Here is a 24,034-nt window from a genome sequence, read left to right on the forward strand (position 1 = left end):
AGCAGGTTGGCCGCCGGCGATCAAGGAGGCGGAGATGCCGCAGAACCGGCGGGCCAGGGTCCACAGACAGGCCCTCCGGCGACTCCGGCCGGACCAGCAGCGCAGCGAGCACTGGCAGGCGCAGACACCCAGGTCGGTGCGAGCGCGAGTACGACGGGTCTGGCCGATCCGGGCGGTCGGGGTGGCCGCACTGGTGACGTCGGCGCTGGAGCTCGCCGGGATCGTGCTGCTGCTGGTCCTGCTGCCGGGAGCCGTCGCCGACACCCGGAGCTACACCACCGCTCCGACCTGCCCGCAGGGCACCGCCGCCGGGGCCTGCTCAACCAGGGTTGGCGGTCAGGCCTGAACCCTGCCCTGCTAGCCCTGCCCTTCGTGTCGCCGCCGGCGCCAGAGCCAGACGCCCAGCGCCCCCGCCACCAGCACCCCGACCACCACCGCGAGCACTGTGCCCACCAGGTGCTCGACCCGGGCGTAGGCGGCGCCGGCGGCGAAGCCGAGCAGGGTGAAGCCGACGCCCCAGATGATGCCGCCGGCGGCGTTGTAGACGGCGAACCGGCCGTAGGGCATGTGCGAGATGCCGGAGAGGGTCGGGACCAGGGCGCGGAACAGGGCGACGAACCGGCCGAAGAAGACCGCCGCCGGCCCCTTCTCGCGGATGAAGTCGCGCGCCTTGTCGAGCTTCGCCTGATGCTTGACCGCCGCCCGGGTCCCCAACAGGGCCGGCCCGAACCGCCGCCCGACCGAGTACCCGACGGTGTCCCCGAGGATGGCCGCCAGCACCACGACCACGATCAGCACCGGCAGACTCACCCCCCGGTGCGCGGCCGCGATCGTGCCACCGAGCACCGCCGCCGTCTCCCCCGGCAGCACGAATCCCACGAAGAGCGCGTCCTCGGCGAAGACCAGCCCGGCCACCACCGCGTACACCAGCGGCCCGGAGAGCCCCGCGATCCAGTTGGTGATCGAGCCCATGGCCACGCCCCTCTCGTCCGAACCACCGTAGACGATCTCAGCCCCCACCCATCCGCAACTCCCGCCCCACCGCCTCGTCCACCGGATACTGCGTCTCCTCCGCCACCATCCCGGCCGCCCCCGCGCACAACGGGGTTGCGGTCATCGGCCGACTGCGCCGTCTGTCTGCTCGCGCAGGATGTCCGCGTGGCCGACGTGGCGGGCGGTTTCTTCGAGCATGTGGACCAGGAGCCAGCGCATCGAGGGTGGGACGGTTTCGCGCAGGGAGCGGGCGCCGGGGGTGTCGAGGTCGGTGCAGGTGAGGATGACCTCGTTGGCGAGCAGCGTGGTCCGCTCGTCGGCCTCGATACCGGGCGGGCGCAGGTCGGGGCGGGGCGCGACGGGGAGCTGAGGAGTCATGGCGGGGAGCGTATCGACGCGGGGCCGTGCGTGGCCGGACTTTTCCGTGGCCCCGAAGGCTCCGACCCACAGCTTGTTAGGCGAGCCTATCCTGCCCTACTGTCTGCGGTCGTCACCCTCTTCCGACGTCCCACGGAGCCCACCCATGTCGAGCGGTCAGATCGCCCTGCTCGGAGCCATCGCTGGTTTCACCATCTACCTCGGCCTGCCGATAGGACGCCTGCGCAACCCGGCGCCCAAGCTGCGTGCCGGGCTGAACGCCCTCGCCATCGGGATCCTGATCTTCCTGGTCTGGGACGTGCTGACGCACGCCTGGGAGCCGACCGACAAGGCGCTGGGCGACAAGCACTGGGGCACCGCCCTGGGGTACGGCCTGGTGCTGGCGGCCGGCCTGGCGGTCGGCCTGGTCGGGCTGGTCTACTACGACCGCTGGAACGCCCGCCGCCGGGCCGCCGCCAGCGAGACCGCGCAGCAGAGCGCGGCGAGCCTGGCGATGATGATCGCGGTCGGCATCGGCCTGCACAACTTCGCCGAGGGCCTGGCGATCGGCAACTCCGCGGCGCAGGGCGAGATCTCGCTCGCCGTCCTGCTGATCATCGGCTTCGGCCTGCACAACGCCACCGAGGGCTTCGGCATCGTGGCGCCGATGGCCGCCGAGGGCACCCGCCCGTCCTGGGGCAGCCTGGCGCTGCTCGGCCTGATCGGCGGCGGCCCGACCTTCCTGGGCACCCTGCTCGGCCAGCACCTGGTCAACGACTACCTGAGCATCGCCTTCCTGGCACTGGCGGCCGGTTCGATCCTCTACGTGGTGATCGAGCTGCTCGCGGTGGCCCGCCGGGCCGCGCTCAAGGAGCTGACCACCTGGATGATCCTCGCGGGCGTGCTGGCGGGCTTCCTCACCGACGCGGTGGTGACCGCCGGCGGCGCGTGAGCCCAGCCGCCGGCGGCGCGTGAGCCCAGCAGCGAAGTACCCGCTGAGCCACCAACCGCTGAGCTACCACCCACTGAGCTACTTGAGGTTCTCCCGCACCCAGTCCGCCAGCACCTTCGCGCAGTCGTCCACCGTCTCCCGCCAGGCCTTGGCCGCGCCCTCACCCGCCTCGTCGCTGACGTGCTTGACCAGGCGGATCGGCACGCCGGCCCGCTGGGCGGCGGTGGCCAGCGCGTAGCCCTCCATGTCGACCAGGTGCGCCTGTTCGGCGAGGCGGTCGCGAGCGGCGGGGTCGGAGACGAAGAGGTCACCGGTGGCCAGGGTCAGGCCTTCGGTGGCCAGGGTCAGCGGGCCGCCGTAGGTCTGACCGGTGAGCTTGGCCAGCACCCGGCCGTCCAGGTCGTGCTGCAGCACGGTGCCGATCTGGTGGGTGCGGCCGGACAGGCCGGGTCGCAGGGCGCCGGCCGTGCCGAGGTTGACCACCTCGGCCGGCTTCGGCCCGCCCGCCAGCACGGTGGCCAGCGCGACGGCGGCGTTCACCTTGCCCATGCCGGTGAGCAGCACCGGAAGGTCGGCGTCCAGGTGGGCGGCCTCCTCGGCCACGGCGAGGACGAGCAGGGGGCGGTCGGGCGTCACGGTTCCGGTGAGCTGCATGCCCGCCATGCTAGTCAGCGTCGCGCCGCCGAGTTCAGCTGATCGGGGTACTCAGATCAGGGTGCTCAGATCGGGGTACTCAGATCGGGGTGCTCAGGAGCCGGCGCCGTAGCGGTGCTTCAGGTTGGGGTCGTCCAGCCACCACGGGCGCGTCCCCTGCTCGCTCTCCGGCTCACCCGCGGCGACCGCCGCCTGCCGCGCCTCCTGCCGTGCCTCCTCCTGCGCGTCCAGCGCCGCGTCCACCGCCGCCGTCTCCTCCCGCCCCTGGACGATCATGCGGCGGATCAGCGCGCACAGGAACGGCAGCCCGACCAGGTCGCCGAGCACCCAGAGGCTGTTGCCGCCCCAGGTCTGGTCCTGCGCCAGGCTGGGGCCCCAGGGCCGGTCCAGCCCCACGTAGTAGTGCTCGGCGACGATGTGTCCGCCGTAGATCAGCACGATCCCGAGCCCGGCGTCGAAGATCACCTCGGCGAAGGTGATGAACAGCCCGATCAGGTGCGGGTACTCGTGACCCACCGGGTCGATCTGCAGCCGCGGCCAGAAGTAGGCCAGGCCGAGCAGCACCAGCGACAGGTGCAGGCCGATGTTCCAGGCCCCGCTGCTCAGCGTCTTCTCGTACCACGGGGTGAAGTAGAGCAGCCACGGCGGGGCCATCAGCAGCGCGGTGGAGACGGCGGGGAACATCAGCAGCTTGGACGGGCCGCTGCGCAGCGCCTTCAGGATCCGCTCCCGGCGGGCCGGCGGCGAGGCCTCGACCAGCAGCGAGACCGGTGCGCCGAGGGCCAGCAGCAGCGGGACCACCATCAGCAGCAGGACCACCTGCACGGCCCGGTCGGTGAACAGGATCCGCTCGTAGACGCCCAGGCCCGAGCAGGTCACCCAGATCCAGAGCAGCAGTCCGCCGAGGAAGGCCGCGGTCCGGGTCGGCTGCCAGCGGGTGCCGGCCCGCGCCACCGTGCGTACGCCGAGCAGGTAGCCGCCGCCGAGCAGCACCGAGAGCGCGAGGACCACCGGTTCGACGGTCCAGGAGGTCGCCAGGTCGGCCCACTGCCAGGGCGGCGGACCGTGGTAGCCGGCGGCTGTCACAGCTGAGATGTGCATCGAGCCATCATCCCCGACGAAATGTCGATCACCGCAGGGCGCCCCGGGGGCAGCGGTGGACGCAGGAACCGCATAGGGTACGGCTCGCGTCTTGGAGGCGCCGGGCTCGCCGTCCCCCAGTTGGGCCGGTTCCGGATGCTCAAGATCAGCACAACTCGCGTGTGGCCGTCGGACCTGGTGGCCATACTGCTGGCAATGGGCCGGTACCCGACCGTCGGGCGGCCCTCCGGGGAGGGTGGGGCGGGTGGCGACACCAGCGCAGACGGGGCTTCTGCCCCCGACACACGCGCCGACGCAGGCGCCGAGACAGGCACCGGCCCAGGGTTCGGCGCAAGGTTCCGGACCAGCACCGGGATCGCGACCGCGCCCGAGCGCCCCCGTGGGGCGCCTGCGCTCCGCCACCAGGACCGCCCCCGGGCGGCTGCGGCTGGCCGCCGTCGGACTGGTCGTGCTGGTGCTCGGCCTCGGCGCGCTGACCGGCTGGCAGGCGACGGCCCGGACCGATGCGGCCGACCAGGTGGTGACGCACAGCCAGCCGCTGAGTCAGAACGCGGCCGAGATCTACCGCTCGCTCGCCGACGCCGACACCACCGCGGCGGCGGGCTTCCTGCTGGCCGGCAACGAGCCGCGCGAGGTCCGCCAGCGCTACCAGGACGACCTGGCCAACGCGGCCCAGTTGCTCAGCCAGGCCGCCGCCCGCTCCACCGGATCGCCCCTGGCGCAGACCCTGGTCAGCCGGCTGAACCAGCAACTCCCGGTCTACTCGGGTCTGGTGGAGACCGCCAGGGCCGACGACCGGCAGGGCCTGCCGCTCGGCGCCGCCTATCTGCGGCACGCCTCCGAGATGATGCAGACCCAGCTGCTGCCCGCCGCCCAGCAGTTGTCGGACGCCGAAGTCGCCCGGATGGACCAGGACTACGGCGACGCCGAGGCCACCCCGTGGGCGGCCTACGTCTTCGGCGTGCTGACCCTGGTGGCGCTGGTCTGGCTCCAGCTGGTGCTGTTCCGGCGCACCAACCGGGTGTTCAACTTCGGCCTGCTGGGCGCCACCGCCGCCGTGCTGGCCACCCTGGTCTGGTTGACCGCCGGGGTGCTGGCCGCGAACTCCTCGCTCGACGACAGCCTGGCGCACGGTGCGACCCCGTTGAAGGCGCTCAACCTGGCCCGGGTGGACTCGCTGCAGGCCCGTACCGCCGAGAACCTCAACCTGGTGGCCCGCGGCTCCACCACCGCGTACGCCGACCAGTGGACGGCCTCGGTCAAGGCGGACACCACCGCACTGGCCGACGCCCAGAAGCTGGCTCCCGGCGACGCGGCGGCCCGGATCAAGGCGGCCCGCGACCAGTTCACGCTCTGGACCAAGAAGCACGACGCGGCCGGCGCCAAGAACGACAACGGCGACTACCAGGGCGCCCTGGACGCCACGGTGGGCACCGGCGGGGACAGCACCCAGCCGGTCTACCAGAGCCTGGACCAGGACCTCGCCGACGCGGTGAAGGTCGAACAGGCCGACTTCCTGAGCGCGGCCAAGGACGGACGCGACGCGACCGGCGCAGTCACCGTGGGCGTCGGCGTGCTGGCCCTGCTGGGCGCGGCCGCGGGCCTGACCGGGCTCGGCCGACGACTGGCGGAGTACCGATGACGGGGGGACGTATGCGCGTCAGAATTGCCCTACTTGCTGCGGTCCTGGCCACCCCGCTGGCGCTGACCAGCGCGCAGGCGAGTCCGGGGCACGCCCCGGCGACCACCGTGCGGGCAGCGCAGGCGGCCCTGACCGCCGGTCAGGACTGCGACCCGACCAAGAGCGTGCGCCCCAGCAGCGACGAGAGCGGCGCCGCGGTGCGGGCGATCAAGGCGCGCGGGGTGCTGATCGCCGGCGTCGACCAGAACAACTACCGCTGGGGCTTCCGCGACCCGTCCACCGGCGATCTGCAGGGCTTCGACATCGACCTGGTCCACGCAGTCGCCAAGGCGATCCTGGGCGATCCGAACAAGGTCCAGTTCAAGACCGTCCCGACCGCGAAGCGTATAGAAGCCATCAAGACCGGTCAGGTGGATCTGATCGCGCGTACCATGACGATCACTTGCGACCGGCTCAACGACGTCTCCTTCTCGACGGTGTACTTCCAGGCCGGACAGCAGGTGGTGGTGCCGAAGGCGGCCAAGGCGAAGACCATCGACCAGGCGCTGAAGGGGAAGACGGTGTGCGTGTCGGAGTCCTCGACCGCGCAGGAGCAGCTGACCAAGGACCGGCACGGCGCGGCGGTCGTCAAGCCGGCGCCCAACGACCTGGACTGCCTGGTGCTGATGCAGCTCAACCAGGTCGACGCGACCTTGACCGACAACGCGATCGCCGTCGGCCAGGCCGCCCAGGACCCGACCGTCGAGGTGGTCGGGCCCTCGCTGACCAACGAGCCGTACGGCATCGCGATGTCCAAGGGCTCGCCCGACCTGGTCGCCCGGGTCAACCAGGTGTTGGAGGACTACCGGCGCGGCGGCTGGCAGGACAGCTACCGCAAGTGGCTGGAGCCGTACCTGGGCAAGTCCGAGGGCCCGCCGCCGGCTGCCTATCTCCCTTAGGGAGCCGACTGCCGTAAGTACGTAGCCATCATCAGGAGGGGAAGGGCGTGGCGTTGACCGGATCCGCTGGCCCGGTGCTGAGCCGGGAGGAGGTGGACCGCGAGCTGAGCCGGCTGAGCGCCGAGCGCGAAGCCGTCGAGTCCGCGCTGCTCGCGCTCCAGGACCACCCCGGTCGCCGCCTGTTGGAGGGCGCGGCACTGTCGGGCCGGACCGAGGAGCGCTGGCAGGTCGCGGCCCAGGGCATGGCGCTGCTCTGGACGTTCTTCGACCGCTACTCCGAGGCACTGGCCTCGGCCCGCGCGGTGCGCTCGCGCCGGGTGCGGCCGAGTTCGCCGGAGCTGGCCGAGCTGAGCGAGCTGCTGCGCGGCCGGGCGGTCACCGTCTCGGGCGGGCAGCTGCCCGACGCGGCCCGCCAACTGGCCGGCCCGGCCCGGCTGGTGGAGCAGATCAGCCTGGCCGAGCTGATGGACCGGATGAACGTCTGGTACGCCACCGTGCTCGAGGTGGTCAACGCGGCCGACGCGGTCTGGTCGGCGCTGCCCGCCCGGATAGACCTGCTGCTGGCCGAGCTGCGCCGGGTGGCCACGCTGGCCGGCTCGGTCGGCGTGCGGACGGGCGCGCACCCGCTGGGCGACGACCTGGCCCGGCTGGAGCAGGAGTTGACCTCCCTTCGGGCCGAGGTGGTGGCCGACCCGCTGGCCCTGTGGCGGCCGGCCCGGGTGCCGGCCCAGCGCGGCCAGCAGTCCCCGGCCGGCGTGGCGGCCGCCCAGGCCGCGGCCTCCGGCGCGGTGGACACCGAGCGGTTCGACCGGGCCGGCCGGGAGTTGGACGGCATCCGGGTCGAACTGGAGCAGCTGCTGCGGCTGCGCGACGAGGCCGACGAGCGGCTGCACCAGGTCGCCGACCTGCTGCGGCGCGCGGACGCCACGCTCGGCGAGGCCCGGCAGGCCCGCGGCGAGGTGCTCGCCAAGATCGCCGCCACCGAGGTGCCGGCCGTGCCGGGGCCGCTGGCGGCGCTGCGCGACGCCGTGCACCAGGCCGGCGAGCTGCGGCAGAACGGACTCTGGCACCGGCTCGCGCCGCTGCTGGACGCGCTGGAGGAGCAGGCCGCCCAGGAACTGCAGCGGGCCCGGGCCTCGCTCACCGAGGTGACCGCCCCGCTCGCCGTCCGGGCCGAGCTGCGTGGCCGGTTGGACGCCTACAAGGCGATGGCGGCACGGCTCGGGGTGGTCGAGGACCCCGAGGTGATCGAGCGTTACGAGAAGGCCCGCTGGCTGCTGTGGAGTGCCCCGTGCGATCTGCGGGCGGCTGCGGCGGCGGTGGCCAGGTTTCAGCAGGCGCTGCGTCCGGCGGCGGCGCCGCAGGACGCGCGGCGGTACGACGGACAGGGGGAATGAGAGCCATGGGCGAAGCGTGTGGCCGGCCGGGATGCTCCGGCACGATTGACGCGGACGGCTTCTGCGACGAGTGCGGCCTCGCGCCGCTCGCCGGAGCGAGCAGGACGGCGGTCGGGGCGGCGGCTGGTACAGCGGCCGGGACGGCGCTGAGCTGCGTGCGGCCCGGCTGCTCGGGCACCATCGACCCGGACGGCTTCTGCGACGAGTGCGGTCTGGCCCCCGAGGCCTCGGCGGGGGTTCCCGCCGCCCGCAAGGCACCTGACTCCGCCTCGGTCCGTTCCGTCCAGTCGACCCGCACCGGCTCCGCCCGTTCGATGTCCGGCCGTTCCCGGTCGCACCGCTCCACCCGGACCGGCACCCGCGGCTCGGTCTCGGTGCGCAGCTCCAAGGGCACGGCGGGCAGCAGCAGCCGCAGCCGGCTCGGCGCCGGCCTGGTGACGGTGCCCTCGGTCCCGAAGGCCGATCCGGCCGCCGCCGTGCTGGTCAACCCCGAGGTCCCGGAGCGCAAGCGGTTCTGCAGCAAGTGCGAGTCGCCGGTGGGCCGGGAGAAGAACGGCCGCCCCGGACGGCCGGAGGGCTTCTGCACCCAGTGCGGCAACGCCTACTCCTTCACCCCCAAGCTGCAGCGCGGCGACCTGGTCGGCGGCCAGTACGAGGTGATGGGCTGCCTGGCGCACGGCGGCCTGGGCTGGATCTACCTGGCGGTGGACCGCCGGGTCAGCGACCGCTGGGTGGTGCTCAAGGGCCTGCTGGACACCGGCGACGAGGACGCGCTGGCGGTGGCGATCGCCGAGCGGCGGTTCCTCGCCGAGGTGGACCACCCGAACATCGTGCGCATCATCAACTTCGTCGAGCACCCGGACCTGAGGACCGGCTCGGCCGACGGCTACATCGTGATGGAGTACGTCGGCGGCAAGTCCCTCAAGGACATCGCCAACGAGCGGCGCACCCCGGACGGCCGGCGCGAGCCGCTGCCGGTCGACCAGGCCATCGCGTACGCGCTGGAGGCACTGCCGGCCCTGGGCTACCTGCACAGCCGGGGCCTGGTCTACTGCGACTTCAAGATCGACAACGTGATCCAGAGCGAGGACACGCTCAAGATCATCGACATGGGCGCGGTGCGCCGCTTCGACGACGACGGACCGATCTACGGCACCGTCGGCTACCAGGCGCCGGAGATCGCGACCGACGGTCCGTCACCCGCCTCCGACCTGTACACCGTGGCCCGCACCCTGGCCGTGCTCACCTTCGACTTCCAGGGCTACAGCTCCACCTACCGGGACGAGCTGCCCGGCCCCGAGCAGGTGCCGGTCTTCGCCCAGTACGAGTCCTTCTACCGGGTGCTGGTGCGCGCCACCGACCCCGACCCGAGCCGCCGGTTCGGCTCCGCCGAGGAGATGGCCGACCAGCTCACCGGCGTGCTGCGGGAGATCCTGGCGCTGACCGACGATCAGCCCCGCCCGGCGCTCTCCACCCTGTTCGGCCCCGAACTGCGCGTGGTCGACACCGAGTTGGTGGTGCACGGCCAGCCGACCGCGCCCGGCGTGCCCCGGCTGGTGCCACTGGACGCGGCCGCCGCCGCGCTCGCCCTGCCGGTGCCCCGGGTCGACCCGAACGACCCAAACGCCGGGTTCCTGGCCGCCCTGATGGCCACCCGACCCGGCGACGCGCTGGCCGCCCTGCAGACCGCGCCGGTCAACTCGGCCGAGCGCCGCCTGCGCGAACTGCGCGCGCTGCTCGAACTGGGCCGGCACACCGACGCCGCCCAGGCGCTCACCGCCCTGGCCGCCGACCACCCCGACGACTGGCGGGTGGTCTGGTACCAGGGCCTGTCCCGGCTGGCCCACGCGGGCGCCACCGGCGAGCGAGCACAGGCGCAGGCGCTGGCCGAGTCCGCCGTCGAGGCCTTCGACGCCATCTACGACGCCTTCCCCGGCGAGGCCGCGCCCAAGCTGGCGCTGGCCGTCTGCGCCGAGCTGCTCGGCCGCGGCGAGGACGCCGCCGAGTTCTACCGCCTGGTCTGGACGACCGACCACACCTACGTCAGCGCCGCCTTCGGCCTGGCCCGGGTCAGCCTGGCCGCCGGCGACCGGGCCGCCGCCGTGCGGGCGCTGGAGTCGGTCCCCGAGACCTCGACCCACTACACCGCCGCGCGGATCGCCGCGATCCGGGCCCGGCTGCGCTCACGCTCCCCGCAGGAGCCGCTGGCCGCCGACCTGACCGCTGGTTCCGGCCAGTTGACCGCCCTCGGGCTGGAGGACCGGCGGCGCGAGCAGCTCTCGGTGGAGGTGCTGGAGGCCGCCCTCGGCTGGACCCTGGCCGGCTCGCCGGGGCACCGGGTCGGCGCCTCCGCTGTCGTCGACGTACTCGGCCACCCGGCCGCCGAACGGGACCTGCGGTTCGCCCTGGAGAAGTCCTACCGGGTGCTGGCCCGCCTCGCGGAGCGGCCCGAGGAGCGGATCGAGCTGGTGGAGCGGGCCAACCGGACCCGCCCGCGGACCTGGGTGTGACGATGACTGCCTGCCCCAACTGCGCCGAACCGCTGGACCCGGACGACGTGTTCTGCGGCGCCTGCGGCGTGAGCCTGACGGCGCCGGCCGAGCCGCCGCCCGAGCCGGTGCTCGAGCCGGTGCTCGAGCCGGTGCTCGAGTCCGCTGGTGACTTCGACTTGGCCCCCGCCGAGGCTGCCGAGGCCACCGTCTGCGTGCACTGCGGCGCCGCCCAGGTGGCCGCCGACGGCTACTGCGAGGCCTGCGGCGGCGCCCAGCCGCGCCCGCGCGACCACGTGGAACTGTCGGTGGAGGGGGTGGCCGGGGTCAGCGACCGCGGCGTGCGCCACCACCGCAACGAGGACTCCTTCACCATCGCCGCCACCTCGCTGCCCGGCGGCGAACCGGCCGTGGTCGCGGTGGTCTGCGACGGCGTCTCCTCCGCCTCCCGGCCCGACGAGGCGTCACAGACCGCCGCCGACACGGCCGGCGACGCCCTGCTCACCGCGTTGGAGCACGGCACCGACCCGGAGCCGGCGATGCGTCAGGCGATCCTGACCGCCGCCGCCGCGGTCGCCGCCCTGGCCCACGACGGCAGCACCCCCGAACCCGGCCACAACTCCCCCGCCTGCACCTTCGTCAGCGCGGTGGCCGCGGCCGGCGTGGTCACCGTCGGCTGGGTCGGCGACAGCCGGGCGTACTGGATCCCCGACGACCGACGGGACGCCGAGCCCTACCGGCTGACCGAGGACGACTCCTGGGCGGCCGGCATGGTCGCGGCCGGCCTGATGGCCGAGGCCGAGGCCTACGCCGACTCCCGGGCGCACGCCATCACCGGCTGGCTGGGCGCGGACGCCGAGGAGGTCGTCCCGCACACCGCCGCCTTCACCCCGCACGTGCCCGGGGTGCTGGTGGTCTGCACCGACGGACTGTGGAACTACGCCGAGGCGGCCACCGACCTGGCCGACCTGGTCCGGGTCGACGCCCGTCAGGACCCGCTGCGCGCCGCCCGCGCTCTGGTGACCTTCGCCATCGCGGCCGGCGGCCACGACAACATCACGGTGGCGGTGCTGCCCGTGCAGCCGGACCCGGCGGGCGGGTACAGCGAGACACTGATCGACCTGCCGGTGATCGCTGCGCCGTCTGCTCCTACTGTTCAGGCCGCTCCCCCGGTTTCCGCCCCGGCCACTCCCCCGGTCATCCCTCCGATGCCCAGCTTCCCCCCGCAGAGCTGACGCCTCCCACTCCCCACCATCCATCAGGCTCAACACTCACCAGGGAGTCAACGGCCATGGCCAGTCTGACCAAGTCCAACCTGCCCCGGTTCACCACCGACATCTTCCAGAACGAGTACCTCGCCGAGGGCGCCCGCGAGGTCAACGCCATCGTCACCGTCACCGCCACCGGCGGCGGCACCACCGGCGGCCGTCCGCTCGGCGCGTCGGGGGTTGCCGACGCCGGTGCGGCCGGCGGCCAGGACTCGGCCGTGGTGCTGATGGTCGACTGCTCGGGTTCGATGGACTACCCGCCGACCAAGATGCGCAACGCCCGCGACGCCACCGCCGTGGCCATCGACACCATCCGCGACGGCGTCGCCTTCGCCGTGGTCGGCGGCACCCACGAGGCCCGCGAGGTCTATCCCGGTGACGGCGCCCTGGCGATCGCCTCGCCCGCCACCCGGGAGGCCGCCAAGCAGTCGCTGCGCAAGCTCACCGCCGGCGGCGGCACCGCCATCGGCACCTGGCTGACGCTGGCCGACAAGCTCTTCCTGAGCCGCCATGAGATCGCCATCCGGCACGGCATCCTGCTCACCGACGGCCGCAACGAGCACGAGAAGCCCGAGGATCTGCAGAAGACCCTGGACCGGGTCAGCGGCCACTTCACCGTCGACTGCCGCGGCGTCGGGACCGACTGGGAGGTCGCCGAGCTGCGCAAGATCGCCTCCGCGCTGCTCGGCACCGCCGACATCGTGGCCGAACCGTCCGGCCTGGCCGAGGACTTCCGCTCGATGATGACCAGCGCGATGGGCAAGCAGGTGGCCGACGTCGCGCTGCGGGTCTGGACCCCCGCCAACGCGCAGGTGAAGTTCGTCAAGCAGGTCGCCCCCGACCTGGAGGACCTGACCGAGCGCCGCGCCGAGGCCGGCCCGCGGGCCGGCGACTACCCCACGGGTTCCTGGGGCGACGAGAGCCGCGACTACCACGTCTGCGTCGAGGTCCCGACGGCCGCCGTGGGCAATGAGATGCTCGCCGCCCGGATCAGCCTGGTGCTGCCCACCGCCGACGGCTCCACCGAGGTGCTGGCGCAGGGCCTGATCAAGGCCGTCTGGACCGACGACCTGGCCTCCTCCACCCGGATCAGCCCGCAGGTCGCCCACTACACCGGGCAGGCCGAGCTGGCCGAGTCGATCCAGGAGGGCCTGGAGGCGCACCGGGCCGGCGACGTGGACCGGGCCACCGCGAAGCTGGGCGCGGCGGTGCGGCTGGCCCACCAGACCGGCAACGAGGGCACCTTCAAGCTGCTGCAGAAGGTGGTGGACGTGGTCGACCCGAAGGAGGGCACCGTCCGCTTCCGCAAGGACGTCAGCGCGGCCGACTCGATGACGCTGGAGACGCGGTCCACGAAGACGGTGCGGGTGGCGGGGAAGAAGAAGGCTGAGTAACGCCCGTGGCTGAGTGAGCGCTTGCTCGGTTGAGCGCGAATAACGTCGAGCGCGCCACCCCTCCCCGGGCGGCGCGCTCGACGGCTCTTGGGTGTTGCGTGGGTCTTGCGGGGTCTGGCGTGGTTACTGCTTGAGGGACTTCGCCAGCGGGCCCGCGATCGCCATCAGGTCCGGCAGTGAGCCGCTCCCCGCGTTGCTGCCGTCGACCAGCAGCATCTTGTCGCCGAAGCGCGCGATCAGCGTCTCGCTGCTCACGAAGTTGCCCTTCGGCACGCTCTTGAGGTCCGCGCTGTCGTCACCGCCGAGGCTGGCCACCGGGTCGGCGGTCACGTCGACCTCCACCTTGCCGCCGCCCATCGCGTCCGCCTGGTAGGTCTTGCAGCCGTCCGCAAGGGTCTTGATCTCGCCGAACAGCTTGCTGGCGTCGCCCGGGTGGTACGCGGCGATGACCACGCTGACGTCGGCGTTCTTCGGGCCCTGGAGCTTGATCGAGGCGTACGCCGCCCGGTAGTCGATCGACAGGCTGGCCGCGCCCGAGTTGGTCAGCTCCTTGCAGTTCTTCCCCGGCAGCAGCGGCGTACCCGGGGACATGATGGTGGTCTTGGTGTCGAACTCGTAACCGTCGCTGCCGCTCAGCGTCCAGCCCGAGGGCAGGGTCGACGCACTCGGCAGCAGCGCCTTGAGCGTGGTGCCGTTGGTCACCGCCCCGCCGGAGGCGCCGCCGGACGCGCCGGTGCTCGCGCCGGCGGTGGCGGTGGTGCTGGGTGCGCTGCTGGTCGGGGCGGCGCTGGTCGGCGCTGCGATCGGCGCGGTCGGCTGGGTCGGGGCAGCGGCCGGCGCGGCCGGCTTCGACGAGGACTGGCACCCCGACAGAAGCGCGATGGTCGCCAGTGCCGCGCCCGCGGCCGCCGTCATTCTCACGTTGGACATGTCCTGCAGCCTGCCGACAACCGCTAACGTACCGATCGCTTCCGGGTAACGTCGCCCGCCAACGTGGGCTATCAGTGGGGAGCTGGGGGGAAGCCGTATGGAGTTCGGGCTGCTCGGGCCACTGCTGGTCGACACCGGCCAAGGTCCCGTCGCGATCAGCGCGCCGAAGCAACGCATCGTGCTGGCCGCCCTGCTGCTGCAGGCGAACAAGGTGGTCAGCACGGATCGGCTGACCGAACTGCTCTGGCAGGGCCAGCCCCCGCCCACCGCCCGCGCCGCCCTGCAGAACCACGTGATGCGGCTGCGCACCGCCCTCGGCCCCGTGGCCGCTGAGCGGCTGCTCACCCGCGGCCCCGGCTACCTGATCGAGGTGCACCCCGGCGAACTGGACCTGGACCGTTTCCTGGCCCTGAGCGAGGACGGCGCCCAGGCCGCTGCCGAGGGTCGCTGGTCCGCCGCCCGCGCACTGCTGGACCAAGCGCTTGCTCAGTGGCGCGACCAGGTGCTGCTGGACGTCCCCGCCGAGGCACTGCTGCTCGAGGTCGGGGACCACCTCGCCGAGCGCCGAGCCCAGACGCTGGCCGACCGGATCGACGCCGACCTCGCCCTCGGCCGCCACGAGGCCGTGCTGACCGAGATCCGCGGGTTGATCGAGCGTCAGCCGCTGAACGAGCGCTTGCACAGTCAGCTGATGCTGGCCCTGTACCGGTCCGGACGGCAGGCGGACGCACTGGCCTGCTATCGCGAGCTGCGCGCGCTGCTGGTGGCGGAGCTGGGGATCGAGCCGGGGTGCGAGGTGACGGAGCTGCACCAGCGGATGCTGCGGTCGGACGCGTCGCTGCTGCTGCCGGCTCCGGCCGCTCTTACTGCTACGCCTGAGGCGCCATCGGCTCGAATCGCTTCGCCGCCGCGTCCGCTCTCTCGTCCCCGGCTGCTGCGGGCGGCTGCCGCCATACCGCTGGCCTTCCTCCTCCTCGGCGGCGCCACCGCTCCCCGCGCCCCCGCAGCCTCTGGCCGAATCACCTACGTCACCCGGACCGGCAGCGCCGAGGACGACAGCAGCACGTACACCACCACGGAGGTGCCGGTCCTCAACCCGGTCACGGCCGGCGACGCCCTGATCGTCACGCTGATGCTCACCTCCACCACCCCCGGCGAGGTCACCGTGACCGACACCGCCGGCGACCGGTTCACCGCGGTCGGCGACGTCACCGACCACTACAGCCACCGGACCATGGTCTTCGCCGCCTTCAACGCCAAGGCACTGGGCAACGCCGACCAGATCACCGCCAACTACCCGCGCTCCAGCAAGTACCACATGGCCGTCGACGAGTTCCGCGGCATCGGCGCAGCCGGCGGCCAGGGCGGCGCCTCCTCGCTCCGCGACGCCACGACCACGAGCTTCTCCACCAGTGCCGCGCCGGTGGACTGCGCCGCCGGGGACCTGCTGATCAGCGCGGTGGGCAGCAACAGCAAGACCCAGCCGCCGGTATTCGTCGCGGGCTGGCAGACCTTGCCGGTGCTGAAGCTCTCCTCCTACCGCCTGACCGACGGTTACCGCCTCGTCACCCAGACCGGCCACTGCGCGGCCGCCGGCACCACCACCCAGCAGTGGGAGGCCGTGCTGGTCGTCTTCCACTGAATGCTTCCGCTGAATGCTTCCGCGTGCCGTGTGCCGTCTCGCGCCGCGTGCTGCCGTTCACCACGTCCGCGTGAATCGGTATCGTGAGAGGCTGACGTTCACAGGTTCGCTGTGGGCCGGACCTGCTCAGATGTGGGGGATTTGATGCCGATCTGCCCTAGTGGCCACGAGTCGCAGTCGGACGACTACTGCGACTACTGCGGCCTCGCGATGCGCCCGACCGCTGGCGTCGGCGCCGCCGGGCCGTTCGGTGCTCCCGGGCCGTTCGGCGGGCCCGTGCCCCCGCCGCCGATGTCGCCTCCGCCCATGCCGCCGCAGGCCCCGCCGATGCCGGGCGGCTACCCGGGCATGACCGAAGGCCTGGTCACCTGCCCGATCTGCCGCTCGCCGAAGACCGGACGGTACTGCGAGGAGTGCGGCTACGACTACGACCTCGCCGCCGCCGCACCGCAGCAGCCGGCTCAGCCCATGGGATACGGGTACCCCCCGCCGGCTCCCGCTCAGCCGGCGCAGCCCGCCCAGGGCTACGGCTACCCGCAGCCCGACCCGTACCAGCCGGTGCAGCAGACCCCGCCGCCCCCCAGCGTCGAGCAGTACGGGACCTCGTTCCACCTCGCCCCGCCCTCCCAGCCGGTGCACCAGCAGCAGCCCGAGCCGATGCGCACCACCTGGGTGGCCGTGGTCAACGCCGACCGTGACTACTTCACCGACATGATGGCGCGCAGCGGCCCCGAGGCCTCCGGCCTGTTCTTCCCGCCCTACTGCCCCGAACGCCGCATCCCGATCACCGGCCGGGGCCAGCTCCGGATCGGCCGCCGCAGCCAACACCGCGGCACCGTCCCCGAGATCGACCTCTCCGTCCCCCCGGAGGACCCCGGCGCCTCCCACCAGCATGCCCTCCTCGCCGAACAGCCCGACGGCAGCTGGGTCCTGGTCGACCAGGACTCCACCAACGGCACCACCATGAACGGCGGCGCCGAGACCGTCCCGCCACACACCGCGATCCCCCTCAACGACGGCGACCGCATCCACATCGGCGCCTGGACGACGATCACGCTCCACCGGGCGTAGGTGCCGGGCTGCCCTGCGATGTTGTCGCGGGGCAGCCCCTGATCAGCTTCACGAGCAGCCCGACCTCCTCCTCCCCCAGCGCCCGCAACTGCACCAGCAGCGCCCCACCTTCCCCAACTCGCCATCCCTCCGTACCCTCCTGGATCCCCACCCCGGCGAGCGCCTCGTCCAACTCCGCCATCGCCTCCCGCGCCCGGCGCCGCACCTCCCTCACTCCCCCTTCTCCAGCCACTGCGGGTTCGCCTCCCACTCCTCGCCACCCCGCTCCGGCCGCAGATACACCGTGCGCCCCACCCGCGCCATGAACACCCCGACCTGCCGATTCAGCGCGTCATAGACCAACTCCCCCCGCCGCCGAGGCTCGTAGGTCACAGCCGGCGGACTGACACTCCCGGGCACAACCGTGGGGTACGCCGCCCCAAGTCGGTGAAACAACTCCGGCCGCCCACCACACCCAGCCGGGCACCGACACTCGGGCAACCCCCGATCAAACACATTCGGCGTTCCCTGACCCTCAGAGCGTGGTGGTGAACCGGGTGGTGTTCGGTGGGGTCGGGTTGTGAATGCCCCGGTCGGTCGCGCTTCCGACGCAGTACCGTGGGGCGGTGGATGAGATGCCAGTCCCGACGGCGGGTATGACGATCAGCGTTCGGATGCGCCAGGACGTAGTGATCGTCGATCCGGAGCGTTTTGTCGCTTCGGCCCGTGCGGCGTACCGCGAAGCCTCCCCTGAAATCACCGAGGAGAGAGCGGCCGAGGACATCCGCGATGTCTACGATGCTGTGTGGGCTCTGCTGGATCGCTTCGGTCGACTCGCAGCCGACGCACCAGCGTCCACCGGACTCCCCGGCCATCGGATTCTGGACCGCCCAGACGGACTCTCACCTGCGGGCGAGCGCAAGCACATCGTGCTGAACGATCCGCAGCCACTCCAGGACTACGGCTGCTTCATGCCCGAGGAGTACGACCCGTTCGCCATCCCGCCAGGGGTGTGATGGTGTCCACCGACAGACTGCTCCGAAAGATCATTTCTCTGAGGAAATCTCGAACGTTCGTGCTGGCCGCTCGGTGGGCGTAGAAGAACGGGCCTCTTGGTAGGAGTGCGGTTGTCGAGACCAACCCTCCGGCCCAGGAGGCCCGTTGCCGCACCAGTTCACCATCGCCGATGCCTTCGGTTCCACTTCGGCCACTCTGCCGTGCTGGCGAACTGCTGGGCCCTGTAGGGGCTGTAAGCCCGCGGTAAGTCGAACGTGAGGGCACGGGACCAGGATCGGCGCAGCCTCAGATCGGGGCGCCTGCCTGGAAGGACCCTCATGCTCTCTCGTCTGACTCGCCGTGCCTCGCTCGGAGTTGCTGTCGCCGCGCTGGGGGTGGGCGCGGTGCTGACCGGCTCGTCTCCCGCGTTCGCTGTCGAGGGGACCTGGTCGACCTCGGCGGGGCCGTGCGCGGCGACCCAGAAGATCGAACTGCACTACAACCCGGGGGACGGCCGGTACCACGACTTCCAGGCCATCGACCCGACTCAGAACGACGCCTCCGACCCCTACTACTGCGAGTTCCGGCTGGTGGACAACGGAAGCGTCATCTACAGCTCCAACTCTGGTGCGCAGTCGCCGTGGTACTACGACGGTCCGGGGCACAGCATGACGGCCTGCGTCGGCTACTACTACAACGGCCAGCAGCGGTCGTACCACTGCACCGGCGTCTACAACTGACAGACCAGACAGACCAGAGGTGGGCCGTCACCGGGTGAGGTGACGGCCCACTTCTCGGCAGTTCCGCGCTCAGCCGCAGTCGCAGCAGTTGCAGCACTCGCAGGCGTCGCCACAGTCACAGCAGTCGCAACTGCACTCGCAGCAGCCCTCCAGGCAGCACTCGCCGCAGCAGTCCCCGTCGCAGTTGCGCTGGCACCAGCCCTGCTTGGGTTCGCGGGTCCAGGGGTCGCCGTGGTCGCAGCAGAGGAGCTGGCAGGTGCAGGCCATCAGCGCCCACATCGCGCATCCGGCGAGGGTGGAGCGGCGGGGCGGCTGCGGAGCCGCCGGCGGCTTGTCGAGGATCACTGCGCTCGGGGCGATGGACGCGGCCGCGTGGGTGGGGAGGGTGCAGCCGGGGCCGTGGCCGAAGACGCGGTCGATGGCGGCTTCGGTCTCGTGGGCCAGCAGTCGGTGTATCAGTGCGCGGTCGGTGAAGTGCACTTCGGTGAGGGCCAGCCGGATGCCGTGTACCGCGTCGCGGCAGAGGCGTTCGGCCTCGGTGCGGTCGGTGTTGGTGGCGGTGAGCGGGTTCCAGGCGCCGGTGGTTGCGTCTGCGGCCTGGTCCTCGACGGCGTCGAGCAGGTGGGCGAGGCGGCCGAAGAGGCGGCCGGCTTCGGCCAGCGCCGTCGCGTTGGCGGGGCGGCCGGCGAGGACGGCGGTGTGGGCGAAGGCTGCGGCGGTGGCGGTCTCGGTGGGTTCGGTGACCAGCAGGATCGAGCCGCCGGGGCGGGCGGTGCGCTCCAACTCGCCCTGGCGGGCTGCGGCTTCGAGCAGGACGGCGGTGTCGAAGCCGACCACCGAGGCGCTGCCGGCGCTCTGTCGTTCCCAGCGGCCGGCCACTGCGCGAGCGCCGGCCGCAACCGGGCGTCGGGCGAACACGCCGTCGCCGTCCAGGACGTGGTCGCGAACCTTGACCGAGGCGAGCGCGAGGGAGACCGCCGCCGCCAACCGCGCACCCTCGCCGCGGGCGACCTCGGCGGTCCGCATCCCACGCAGGGGGCAGGGACCCGCGGTGCGACGGCCGGAACCGGAGCCGACCGGGCTCTGTGCCTCGACCAGTACCGAGATGACCAGGCCGTCGTAGTTGGTGGCAGACCGGGCCAGTTGGCCGTGATCGTCCCTGAGCGCCAGGCACAGCCCACAGAGATGAGCCATCCACGACGTTCTGAGCCGCTCGGACAGCCGGTGCCGGCACGGCCGGATGATGCCGAACATGTTCCCCCTCGTTCCCCCGTGTGCACACCCGGCCACCTGCGGCCGAGGCTGAACGTCCGCCATCCTAGGGGTGGCCTGCTACACCAGCTCTGCGGCGACCTCCTCGGGGACCTTCTCGGGGACCTCCACGATCACCAGCGTGCCCCGGCTACCCGCGCCCACCGAGTGCCTGGCGCCCGCCGGCACCAGGAACAGCTCCCCCGGTCCCACCGTCATCGATTCCCCGTCCACCACCAGCTCCAACCGGCCGTCGAGCACGAGCAGCGCCTCGGCGGCGCCGTGTGCCTCCTCCTCGACGGGCAGCTCGTCCATCCGAAGGACCTTCATGCAGGCCGTTCCCACCTGGCCCAGTACCTGGGACTTCCAGGCGGCGGGCAGCTCGGCCGCGACCGCGAACACGTTGACGACGCTCATGAGTTCGACGTTATCCCGGTGGGAAGGGAAGGTGGTCGACCGTTTGGTAAAGCCTCAGCTCCCAGGGTCGGCCATAAATTCGTCACACTGACGATAATCAGGGGCTAGCATCGCCGCATGAGCAACCGACTGCGCTCCATCGCCACCGAGAACGAGCTGATCGCCGAGCAGGGGACCTACCGGAACGCCACCGCCACGACGGTCGAGATCGCCGACCTCCTCGACGCCGCTCGCGCCGGGACCGTCAGCTATCCACCGGACCACACCATCACCCCAACCGGCGGACTGCGCGGCTCGGTTGAGGTGACCGCCGAGGACAGCATCCAGGCTGCCCTGAGGCTCACCGAGGACGGCGCCGAGCATGTCGCGGTGCTCAACTTCGCTTCCGCGCGCAACCCCGGCGGCGGGTACGTACGCGGAGCGGCCGCTCAGGAGGAGGACCTCTGCCGCAGCGCGTTGCTGTACCGCTGCCTGCTGGAAGCACCCGACTACTACGCCGCCCACCGCGCCTCCACCGACCTGCGTTACAGCCACCGGGTGATCTGGTCCCCGCACGTTCCGGTGATCCGTGACGGACGGCGCGAGCTGCTGGAACAGCCGTGGACCGCCTCCTTCCTGACCTCGGCAGCCCCCAACGCCAGTCAACTGGCCATGCGTTCGGAGACCGGACCGGCGGGACCGCCGGAGCCGGCCGAGCTGGCGGAGCTGCTGGCCGAGCGGGCGCAGCGGGTACTGGCGGTGGCCGCCCAGCACGGTGCGCGTGAACTGGTGCTCGGGGCTTGGGGATGCGGGGTGTTCCGCAACGACCCGGAGACGGTGGCAGCGGCTTTCGAGCGGGCGCTGGCGCTGCACGGCGCGGCGTTCACCCGGGTGGTCTTCGCCGTCTGGGACCGTTCCCCGCGGTCCGCGAACCGGGCGGCCTTCGAGCACAGGTTCGGTGGCGCCCGAAGCCGCTCTGCTACCGTCCAGCCGTGATCGACCCGGGGAACGCAGCAGCTCAGCGAGTTCTACGACTGAGCAGGCAGACCACCAGCTGGGGCGCGGGCTATCTCGTGCTGGCCACTGCCGTGCTGCTGGGCGAGGCGTTCCTCGGACTGCGGTACCTGGTCGTCAGCCTGGTGGTCGCGGGGGCCTTGCCGGTACTGATCGGCGGGTATCTGACCGTGCGCAACGGCATTGCCGCGGCCGAGCTGGCCAAGCACTCGGACATCCCCGCGCGCAGTGACGCCTGGTACGCGATGACTTTCGTCCTGACCCTGCTGACCGTGGGCGGGCTGGCCACGGTGGCCGCGCAGTTGCGGGACGACCTGGTGCTGCGCACTCCGGCGGTGGCGGTGATCGACCACTGCGACCAGGTCGGCAAGGGCCGGACCTGCGCGTACCACTGGACCATCGACGGCCGCACCTACAACGCCGACGACAACCGCGTCACCGACCTCGCCACCGGCACCGAGGTTTCCGTCCGCTACGCGCCCGGCGAGCCCTCGGTCGTCCGCCCGGCCGGGGAGTACGTCACTCCGGGCTCGATTCTGGGCGCGATCGTTCTGCTCGGCGGCACGGCCGGGCTGGTCCCGACCGTGCGCCGCGAACGTCAGACCCGGCGTGGGTACTTCGCACAGGTGGCCGGTCGGGCCTAGGGTCTGGACCCATGACAACAGCAATAGCCGCCGACGGGATCCGGAAGCGGTACGGGGATGTCCAGGCTGTCGACGGGGTGTCACTCACCGTCGAGACTGGCGAGTTCTACGGTCTGCTCGGGCCCAACGGCGCCGGCAAGACCACCACGTTGGAGATCCTGGAGGGGATCCGCGAGCCGGACGAGGGGCGGGTGGAGCTGCTCGGGCTGAAGCCCTGGCCGCGCAACACCGAACTGCTGCCGCGGATCGGCGTGCAGTTCCAGGCATCCGCCTTCTTCGACCGGCTGACGGCGCGCGAGACCATCCGCACCTTCGCCTCCTTCTACGGCATCGGTCCCAAGCGGGCCGACAGTTGGCTGGACCGGGTCGGGCTGACCGACTCCGCCTCGGTGCCCACCGACAAGATGTCCGGCGGCCAGGCGCAGCGGCTCTCGATCGCCTGCGCGCTGGTGCACGACCCGGAGTTGGTCTTCCTGGACGAGCCGACCACCGGCCTGGACCCCCAGGCCCGGCGCAACCTGTGGGACCTGCTGCGCGACATCAACGCCGAGGGCCGCACCGTGGTGCTGACCACGCACTACCTGGACGAGGCCGAGGTGCTCTGCGACCGGGTCTCCGTGATGGACCACGGCAAGGTGCTGCGCACCGGCGCACCCGCCACGCTGGTAAGGGAGTTGGACGACACCGTGCGGATCAGCGTGGAGTCGGGGCTGATCGGCGCCGAGGCCGCGCGCGAGCTGTTCGCGGCGGCGGGCGCCGAGGTGGCCGCGGTGGAGGACGACGGAGTGCTGCTCTCGGTCGCCACCCGGCTGCCCGCGCCGGTGCTCTCGGTGCTGGCCGAGCAGAACGCACTGCGCGGACTGGAGGTTCGCGGCGCCACGCTCGAGGACGTCTTCCTGCACCTGACCGGACGGGAGTACCGAGCATGAACGCCGCACCCATAAGGCAGGCCGACGCGCCCGACAAGCAGGCCGACGTACCGAGAGAGCGGGCCAGCGCCTTCGCCAGCCTCTCCCGGGTGATGTTCGTGGCCTTCCTGCGCGACCGCACGGCGCTCTTCTTCATGCTGGCCCTGCCGTTGATGTTCCTGCTGCTCTTCGGCTTCCTTTTCAAGGGCGCCACCTCGCCGCACGTCAAGGTGGCCCAGGTCGGGCCGGTGGCGGCGCTCGACTCCATCAAGGGCGACGAGCGCAAGGGCCTGGAGCAGGTGCTGACGATCAGTCAGATCGGTGATGAGGCCACCGCCTTGCAGAAGGTGCGCAAGGGCGACCTGGACGGGCTGGTCGAGCAGGGACCGAACGGGCAGATCGTGGTCCGTTACAGCGCCTCCGACCAGGTCCGCGCGGGCGGTCTGCAGGCCGTCCTCCAGTCCGTGGTGCAGACGGCCAACCAGCGGGCCACCGGGCAGCCGCCGGCCTGGACGGTGGCTGCCTCGCAGGTGGAGGACCAGACGATGAAGCCGATCCAGTACCTCACTCCCGGCCTGCTGGGTTGGGCGGTGGCCACCGGGGCGATCTTCAGCGCCTCGCTCAGCCTGGTCTCCTGGCGCAAGAAGCGGCTGCTGCGGCGGCTGCGGCTGGCGCCGGTCAGCATCGGGTCGATCGTCGGCTCGCGGGTGCTGGTGACCACCGTGGTTGCGCTGGTGCAGACCGCGATCTTCCTGCTGGTGGCGACCACGCCGGTGTTCGGGCTCAAACTGACCGGGAACTGGTGGCTGGTGATCCCGCTGGTGGTCTGCGCGACCCTGGCGTTCATGTCGATCGGGCTGGTCACCGGGGCGATCGCGAAGACCGAGGAGGCGGCGAACGGGATCAACCAGGTGATCATCCTGCCGATGTCCTTCCTCTCCGGCGCCTTCTTCCCGCTCGACGGCTCACCCGCGTGGCTGCGGCAGCTCTCCCACGTCTTCCCGCTGCGGTACCTGGTCACCTCCGCCCAGTCGGTGCTCAGCCGGGGCGGCGGAGTACTGGACGCGCTGCCCGCGATGACCGGTCTGCTGGCCTTCGCCCTGGTCCTCACCGGCATCGCCTGGCGCCTGTTCAGCTGGGAGGAAGCCTAGAGCGAGGCCTGAGGAAGCCCAGAGGAAGGCCAGCGCGAGGCCCGAGCAAGGCCCGAGCGAGGCCTGAGGAAGGCCCGAGCGAGGCCCGATCGAGGCATGGAACAACGCCTGGAACAACGCCTACACC

24 protein-coding genes are annotated in these 24,034 nt (G+C 72.0%); 16 read left to right on the forward strand and 8 right to left on the reverse strand.

What is annotated here, in order from left to right; genetic code table 11:
• The first annotated feature begins 34 nt into the window (after window positions 1-34).
• Window positions 35-346, forward strand: a complete 312-nt coding sequence (locus BR98_RS39175; RefSeq protein ID WP_035842113.1) for a hypothetical protein — start codon at window positions 35-37, stop codon at window positions 344-346.
• Between the two features lie 11 nt (window positions 347-357).
• Here the strand turns inward: BR98_RS39175 and BR98_RS10820 are convergent, their stop codons facing one another.
• A complete protein-coding gene (locus tag BR98_RS10820; protein WP_232247319.1) occupies window positions 358-1,020 on the reverse strand; it encodes a DedA family protein in 663 nt (220 codons plus the stop codon).
• A gap of 93 nt (window positions 1,021-1,113) precedes the next feature.
• The gene (locus BR98_RS10825) at window positions 1,114-1,371 is read right to left on the reverse strand and encodes a mycothiol transferase (protein WP_035842115.1); all 258 of its coding nucleotides are present in this window, start codon (window positions 1,369-1,371) and stop codon (window positions 1,114-1,116) included.
• 145 nt (window positions 1,372-1,516) lie between these two features.
• Between BR98_RS10825 and BR98_RS10830 the strand changes: the two genes are divergently transcribed.
• Window positions 1,517-2,302 carry a ZIP family metal transporter gene (locus tag BR98_RS10830; protein WP_035842118.1) on the forward strand — a complete coding sequence of 262 codons (786 nt, stop codon included), beginning with the start codon at window positions 1,517-1,519 and terminating at the stop codon, window positions 2,300-2,302.
• Between the two features lie 78 nt (window positions 2,303-2,380).
• Here BR98_RS10830 and BR98_RS10835 read toward each other — a convergent pair whose 3' ends face one another.
• On the reverse strand, window positions 2,381-2,956 hold the full coding sequence (locus BR98_RS10835) for a nucleosidase (RefSeq protein ID WP_232247320.1): 576 nt from the start codon (window positions 2,954-2,956) through the stop codon (window positions 2,381-2,383).
• Window positions 2,957-3,049: 93 nt separating this feature from the next.
• Window positions 3,050-4,057 (reverse strand): cytochrome c oxidase assembly protein, encoded by a 1,008-nt coding sequence (locus BR98_RS10840; protein ID WP_051969552.1) that lies wholly within the window; start codon window positions 4,055-4,057, stop codon window positions 3,050-3,052.
• A 379-nt stretch (window positions 4,058-4,436) separates the two neighbouring features.
• Here BR98_RS10840 and BR98_RS10845 point away from each other — a divergent pair, with 379 nt between their 5' ends.
• The 6 genes from BR98_RS10845 to BR98_RS10870 are packed head-to-tail and all read left to right on the forward strand — an operon-like array spanning window position 4,437 to window position 13,185.
• Entirely contained in the window at window positions 4,437-5,699 is a 1,263-nt protein-coding gene (locus BR98_RS10845; RefSeq protein WP_035842124.1) for a hypothetical protein, read from the forward strand.
• 11 nt (window positions 5,700-5,710) lie between these two features.
• Entirely contained in the window at window positions 5,711-6,637 is a 927-nt protein-coding gene (locus tag BR98_RS10850; protein WP_232247321.1) for a glutamate ABC transporter substrate-binding protein, read from the forward strand.
• 47 nt (window positions 6,638-6,684) lie between these two features.
• Window positions 6,685-8,034, forward strand: coding sequence for a hypothetical protein (locus tag BR98_RS10855; protein WP_035842130.1), 1,350 nt, complete (start codon window positions 6,685-6,687; stop codon window positions 8,032-8,034).
• Complete coding sequence (locus BR98_RS10860) at window positions 8,031-10,544, forward strand: serine/threonine-protein kinase (RefSeq protein WP_407639432.1); 2,514 nt, start codon at window positions 8,031-8,033, stop codon at window positions 10,542-10,544. The genes BR98_RS10855 and BR98_RS10860 overlap by 4 nt, the downstream gene beginning before the upstream one ends.
• 2 nt (window positions 10,545-10,546) lie before the next feature.
• Window positions 10,547-11,758 carry a PP2C family serine/threonine-protein phosphatase gene (locus tag BR98_RS10865; protein WP_063774738.1) on the forward strand — a complete coding sequence of 404 codons (1,212 nt, stop codon included), beginning with the start codon at window positions 10,547-10,549 and terminating at the stop codon, window positions 11,756-11,758.
• Window positions 11,759-11,814: 56 nt separating this feature from the next.
• Window positions 11,815-13,185: a vWA domain-containing protein gene (locus BR98_RS10870; RefSeq protein WP_035842134.1), complete on the forward strand. Its 1,371-nt coding sequence runs from the start codon at window positions 11,815-11,817 to the stop codon at window positions 13,183-13,185.
• 123 nt (window positions 13,186-13,308) lie between these two features.
• Here the strand turns inward: BR98_RS10870 and BR98_RS10875 are convergent, their stop codons facing one another.
• The gene (locus BR98_RS10875) at window positions 13,309-14,115 is read right to left on the reverse strand and encodes a hypothetical protein (protein WP_157537591.1); all 807 of its coding nucleotides are present in this window, start codon (window positions 14,113-14,115) and stop codon (window positions 13,309-13,311) included.
• Between the two features lie 97 nt (window positions 14,116-14,212).
• On the opposite strand from BR98_RS10875, the gene BR98_RS36205 reads away from it, so the two are divergent.
• On the forward strand, window positions 14,213-15,757 hold the full coding sequence (locus BR98_RS36205; protein ID WP_051969553.1) for an AfsR/SARP family transcriptional regulator: 1,545 nt from the start codon (window positions 14,213-14,215) through the stop codon (window positions 15,755-15,757).
• A gap of 144 nt (window positions 15,758-15,901) precedes the next feature.
• Window positions 15,902-16,828, forward strand: coding sequence for an FHA domain-containing protein (locus tag BR98_RS10885; RefSeq protein ID WP_035842140.1), 927 nt, complete (start codon window positions 15,902-15,904; stop codon window positions 16,826-16,828).
• A 210-nt stretch (window positions 16,829-17,038) separates the two neighbouring features.
• Here BR98_RS10885 and BR98_RS40210 read toward each other — a convergent pair whose 3' ends face one another.
• Window positions 17,039-17,200: a hypothetical protein gene (locus BR98_RS40210; protein WP_198042154.1), complete on the reverse strand. Its 162-nt coding sequence runs from the start codon at window positions 17,198-17,200 to the stop codon at window positions 17,039-17,041.
• Window positions 17,201-17,433: 233 nt separating this feature from the next.
• Between BR98_RS40210 and BR98_RS10895 the strand changes: the two genes are divergently transcribed.
• The gene (locus BR98_RS10895) at window positions 17,434-17,823 is read left to right on the forward strand and encodes a hypothetical protein (protein WP_157537593.1); all 390 of its coding nucleotides are present in this window, start codon (window positions 17,434-17,436) and stop codon (window positions 17,821-17,823) included.
• 318 nt (window positions 17,824-18,141) lie between these two features.
• Window positions 18,142-18,543, forward strand: coding sequence for a hypothetical protein (locus BR98_RS10900; RefSeq protein ID WP_157537595.1), 402 nt, complete (start codon window positions 18,142-18,144; stop codon window positions 18,541-18,543).
• A 69-nt stretch (window positions 18,544-18,612) separates the two neighbouring features.
• On the opposite strand, the gene BR98_RS10905 is transcribed toward BR98_RS10900, so the two are convergent.
• Window positions 18,613-19,797 (reverse strand): DUF5685 family protein, encoded by a 1,185-nt coding sequence (locus BR98_RS10905; protein ID WP_035842153.1) that lies wholly within the window; start codon window positions 19,795-19,797, stop codon window positions 18,613-18,615.
• A gap of 78 nt (window positions 19,798-19,875) precedes the next feature.
• Window positions 19,876-20,211 carry a cupin domain-containing protein gene (locus BR98_RS10910; protein ID WP_035842157.1) on the reverse strand — a complete coding sequence of 112 codons (336 nt, stop codon included), beginning with the start codon at window positions 20,209-20,211 and terminating at the stop codon, window positions 19,876-19,878.
• A gap of 117 nt (window positions 20,212-20,328) precedes the next feature.
• On the opposite strand from BR98_RS10910, the gene BR98_RS10915 reads away from it, so the two are divergent.
• From BR98_RS10915 to BR98_RS10930, 4 genes are read left to right on the forward strand one after another with little or no spacing between them, the layout of a single operon-like run.
• A complete protein-coding gene (locus BR98_RS10915) occupies window positions 20,329-21,186 on the forward strand; it encodes a TIGR02452 family protein (RefSeq protein WP_035842161.1) in 858 nt (285 codons plus the stop codon).
• Window positions 21,183-21,848, forward strand: coding sequence for a hypothetical protein (locus BR98_RS10920; RefSeq protein WP_035842166.1), 666 nt, complete (start codon window positions 21,183-21,185; stop codon window positions 21,846-21,848). Before BR98_RS10915 ends, BR98_RS10920 begins: the two co-directional genes overlap by 4 nt.
• Window positions 21,849-21,859: 11 nt before the next feature.
• The gene (locus tag BR98_RS10925; protein WP_035842170.1) at window positions 21,860-22,777 is read left to right on the forward strand and encodes an ABC transporter ATP-binding protein; all 918 of its coding nucleotides are present in this window, start codon (window positions 21,860-21,862) and stop codon (window positions 22,775-22,777) included.
• Complete coding sequence (locus tag BR98_RS10930) at window positions 22,774-23,907, forward strand: ABC transporter permease (protein ID WP_083976260.1); 1,134 nt, start codon at window positions 22,774-22,776, stop codon at window positions 23,905-23,907. The genes BR98_RS10925 and BR98_RS10930 overlap by 4 nt, the downstream gene beginning before the upstream one ends.
• The last annotated feature ends 127 nt before the right edge of the window (window positions 23,908-24,034 follow it).

The sequence above is a fragment of the Kitasatospora azatica KCTC 9699 genome, assembly GCF_000744785.1.
Taxonomy (GTDB): domain Bacteria; phylum Actinomycetota; class Actinomycetes; order Streptomycetales; family Streptomycetaceae; genus Kitasatospora; species Kitasatospora azatica.

What these genes read in the sequence shown, in the direction of transcription:
- BR98_RS10830 (WP_035842118.1), top strand. Translation starts at nt 1,517, where the DNA reads ATGTCGAGCGGTCAGATCGCCCTGCTCGGAGCCATCGCTGGTTTCACC.
- BR98_RS10885 (WP_035842140.1), top strand. Translation starts at nt 15,902, where the DNA reads ATGCCGATCTGCCCTAGTGGCCACGAGTCGCAGTCGGACGACTACTGC.
- BR98_RS10825 (WP_035842115.1), bottom strand. Translation starts at nt 1,371, where the DNA reads ATGACTCCTCAGCTCCCCGTCGCGCCCCGCCCCGACCTGCGCCCGCCC.
- BR98_RS10900 (WP_157537595.1), top strand. Translation starts at nt 18,142, where the DNA reads ATGCTCTCTCGTCTGACTCGCCGTGCCTCGCTCGGAGTTGCTGTCGCC.
- BR98_RS10865 (WP_063774738.1), top strand. Translation starts at nt 10,547, where the DNA reads ATGACTGCCTGCCCCAACTGCGCCGAACCGCTGGACCCGGACGACGTG.
- BR98_RS10860 (WP_407639432.1), top strand. Translation starts at nt 8,031, where the DNA reads ATGAGAGCCATGGGCGAAGCGTGTGGCCGGCCGGGATGCTCCGGCACG.
- BR98_RS10930 (WP_083976260.1), top strand. Translation starts at nt 22,774, where the DNA reads ATGAACGCCGCACCCATAAGGCAGGCCGACGCGCCCGACAAGCAGGCC.
- BR98_RS10870 (WP_035842134.1), top strand. Translation starts at nt 11,815, where the DNA reads ATGGCCAGTCTGACCAAGTCCAACCTGCCCCGGTTCACCACCGACATC.
- BR98_RS10835 (WP_232247320.1), bottom strand. Translation starts at nt 2,956, where the DNA reads ATGCAGCTCACCGGAACCGTGACGCCCGACCGCCCCCTGCTCGTCCTC.
- BR98_RS10905 (WP_035842153.1), bottom strand. Translation starts at nt 19,797, where the DNA reads ATGTTCGGCATCATCCGGCCGTGCCGGCACCGGCTGTCCGAGCGGCTC.
- BR98_RS10915 (WP_035842161.1), top strand. Translation starts at nt 20,329, where the DNA reads ATGAGCAACCGACTGCGCTCCATCGCCACCGAGAACGAGCTGATCGCC.
- BR98_RS10840 (WP_051969552.1), bottom strand. Translation starts at nt 4,057, where the DNA reads ATGCACATCTCAGCTGTGACAGCCGCCGGCTACCACGGTCCGCCGCCC.
- BR98_RS36205 (WP_051969553.1), top strand. Translation starts at nt 14,213, where the DNA reads ATGGAGTTCGGGCTGCTCGGGCCACTGCTGGTCGACACCGGCCAAGGT.
- BR98_RS39175 (WP_035842113.1), top strand. Translation starts at nt 35, where the DNA reads ATGCCGCAGAACCGGCGGGCCAGGGTCCACAGACAGGCCCTCCGGCGA.
- BR98_RS10910 (WP_035842157.1), bottom strand. Translation starts at nt 20,211, where the DNA reads ATGAGCGTCGTCAACGTGTTCGCGGTCGCGGCCGAGCTGCCCGCCGCC.
- BR98_RS10925 (WP_035842170.1), top strand. Translation starts at nt 21,860, where the DNA reads ATGACAACAGCAATAGCCGCCGACGGGATCCGGAAGCGGTACGGGGAT.
- BR98_RS10850 (WP_232247321.1), top strand. Translation starts at nt 5,711, where the DNA reads ATGCGCGTCAGAATTGCCCTACTTGCTGCGGTCCTGGCCACCCCGCTG.
- BR98_RS10875 (WP_157537591.1), bottom strand. Translation starts at nt 14,115, where the DNA reads ATGTCCAACGTGAGAATGACGGCGGCCGCGGGCGCGGCACTGGCGACC.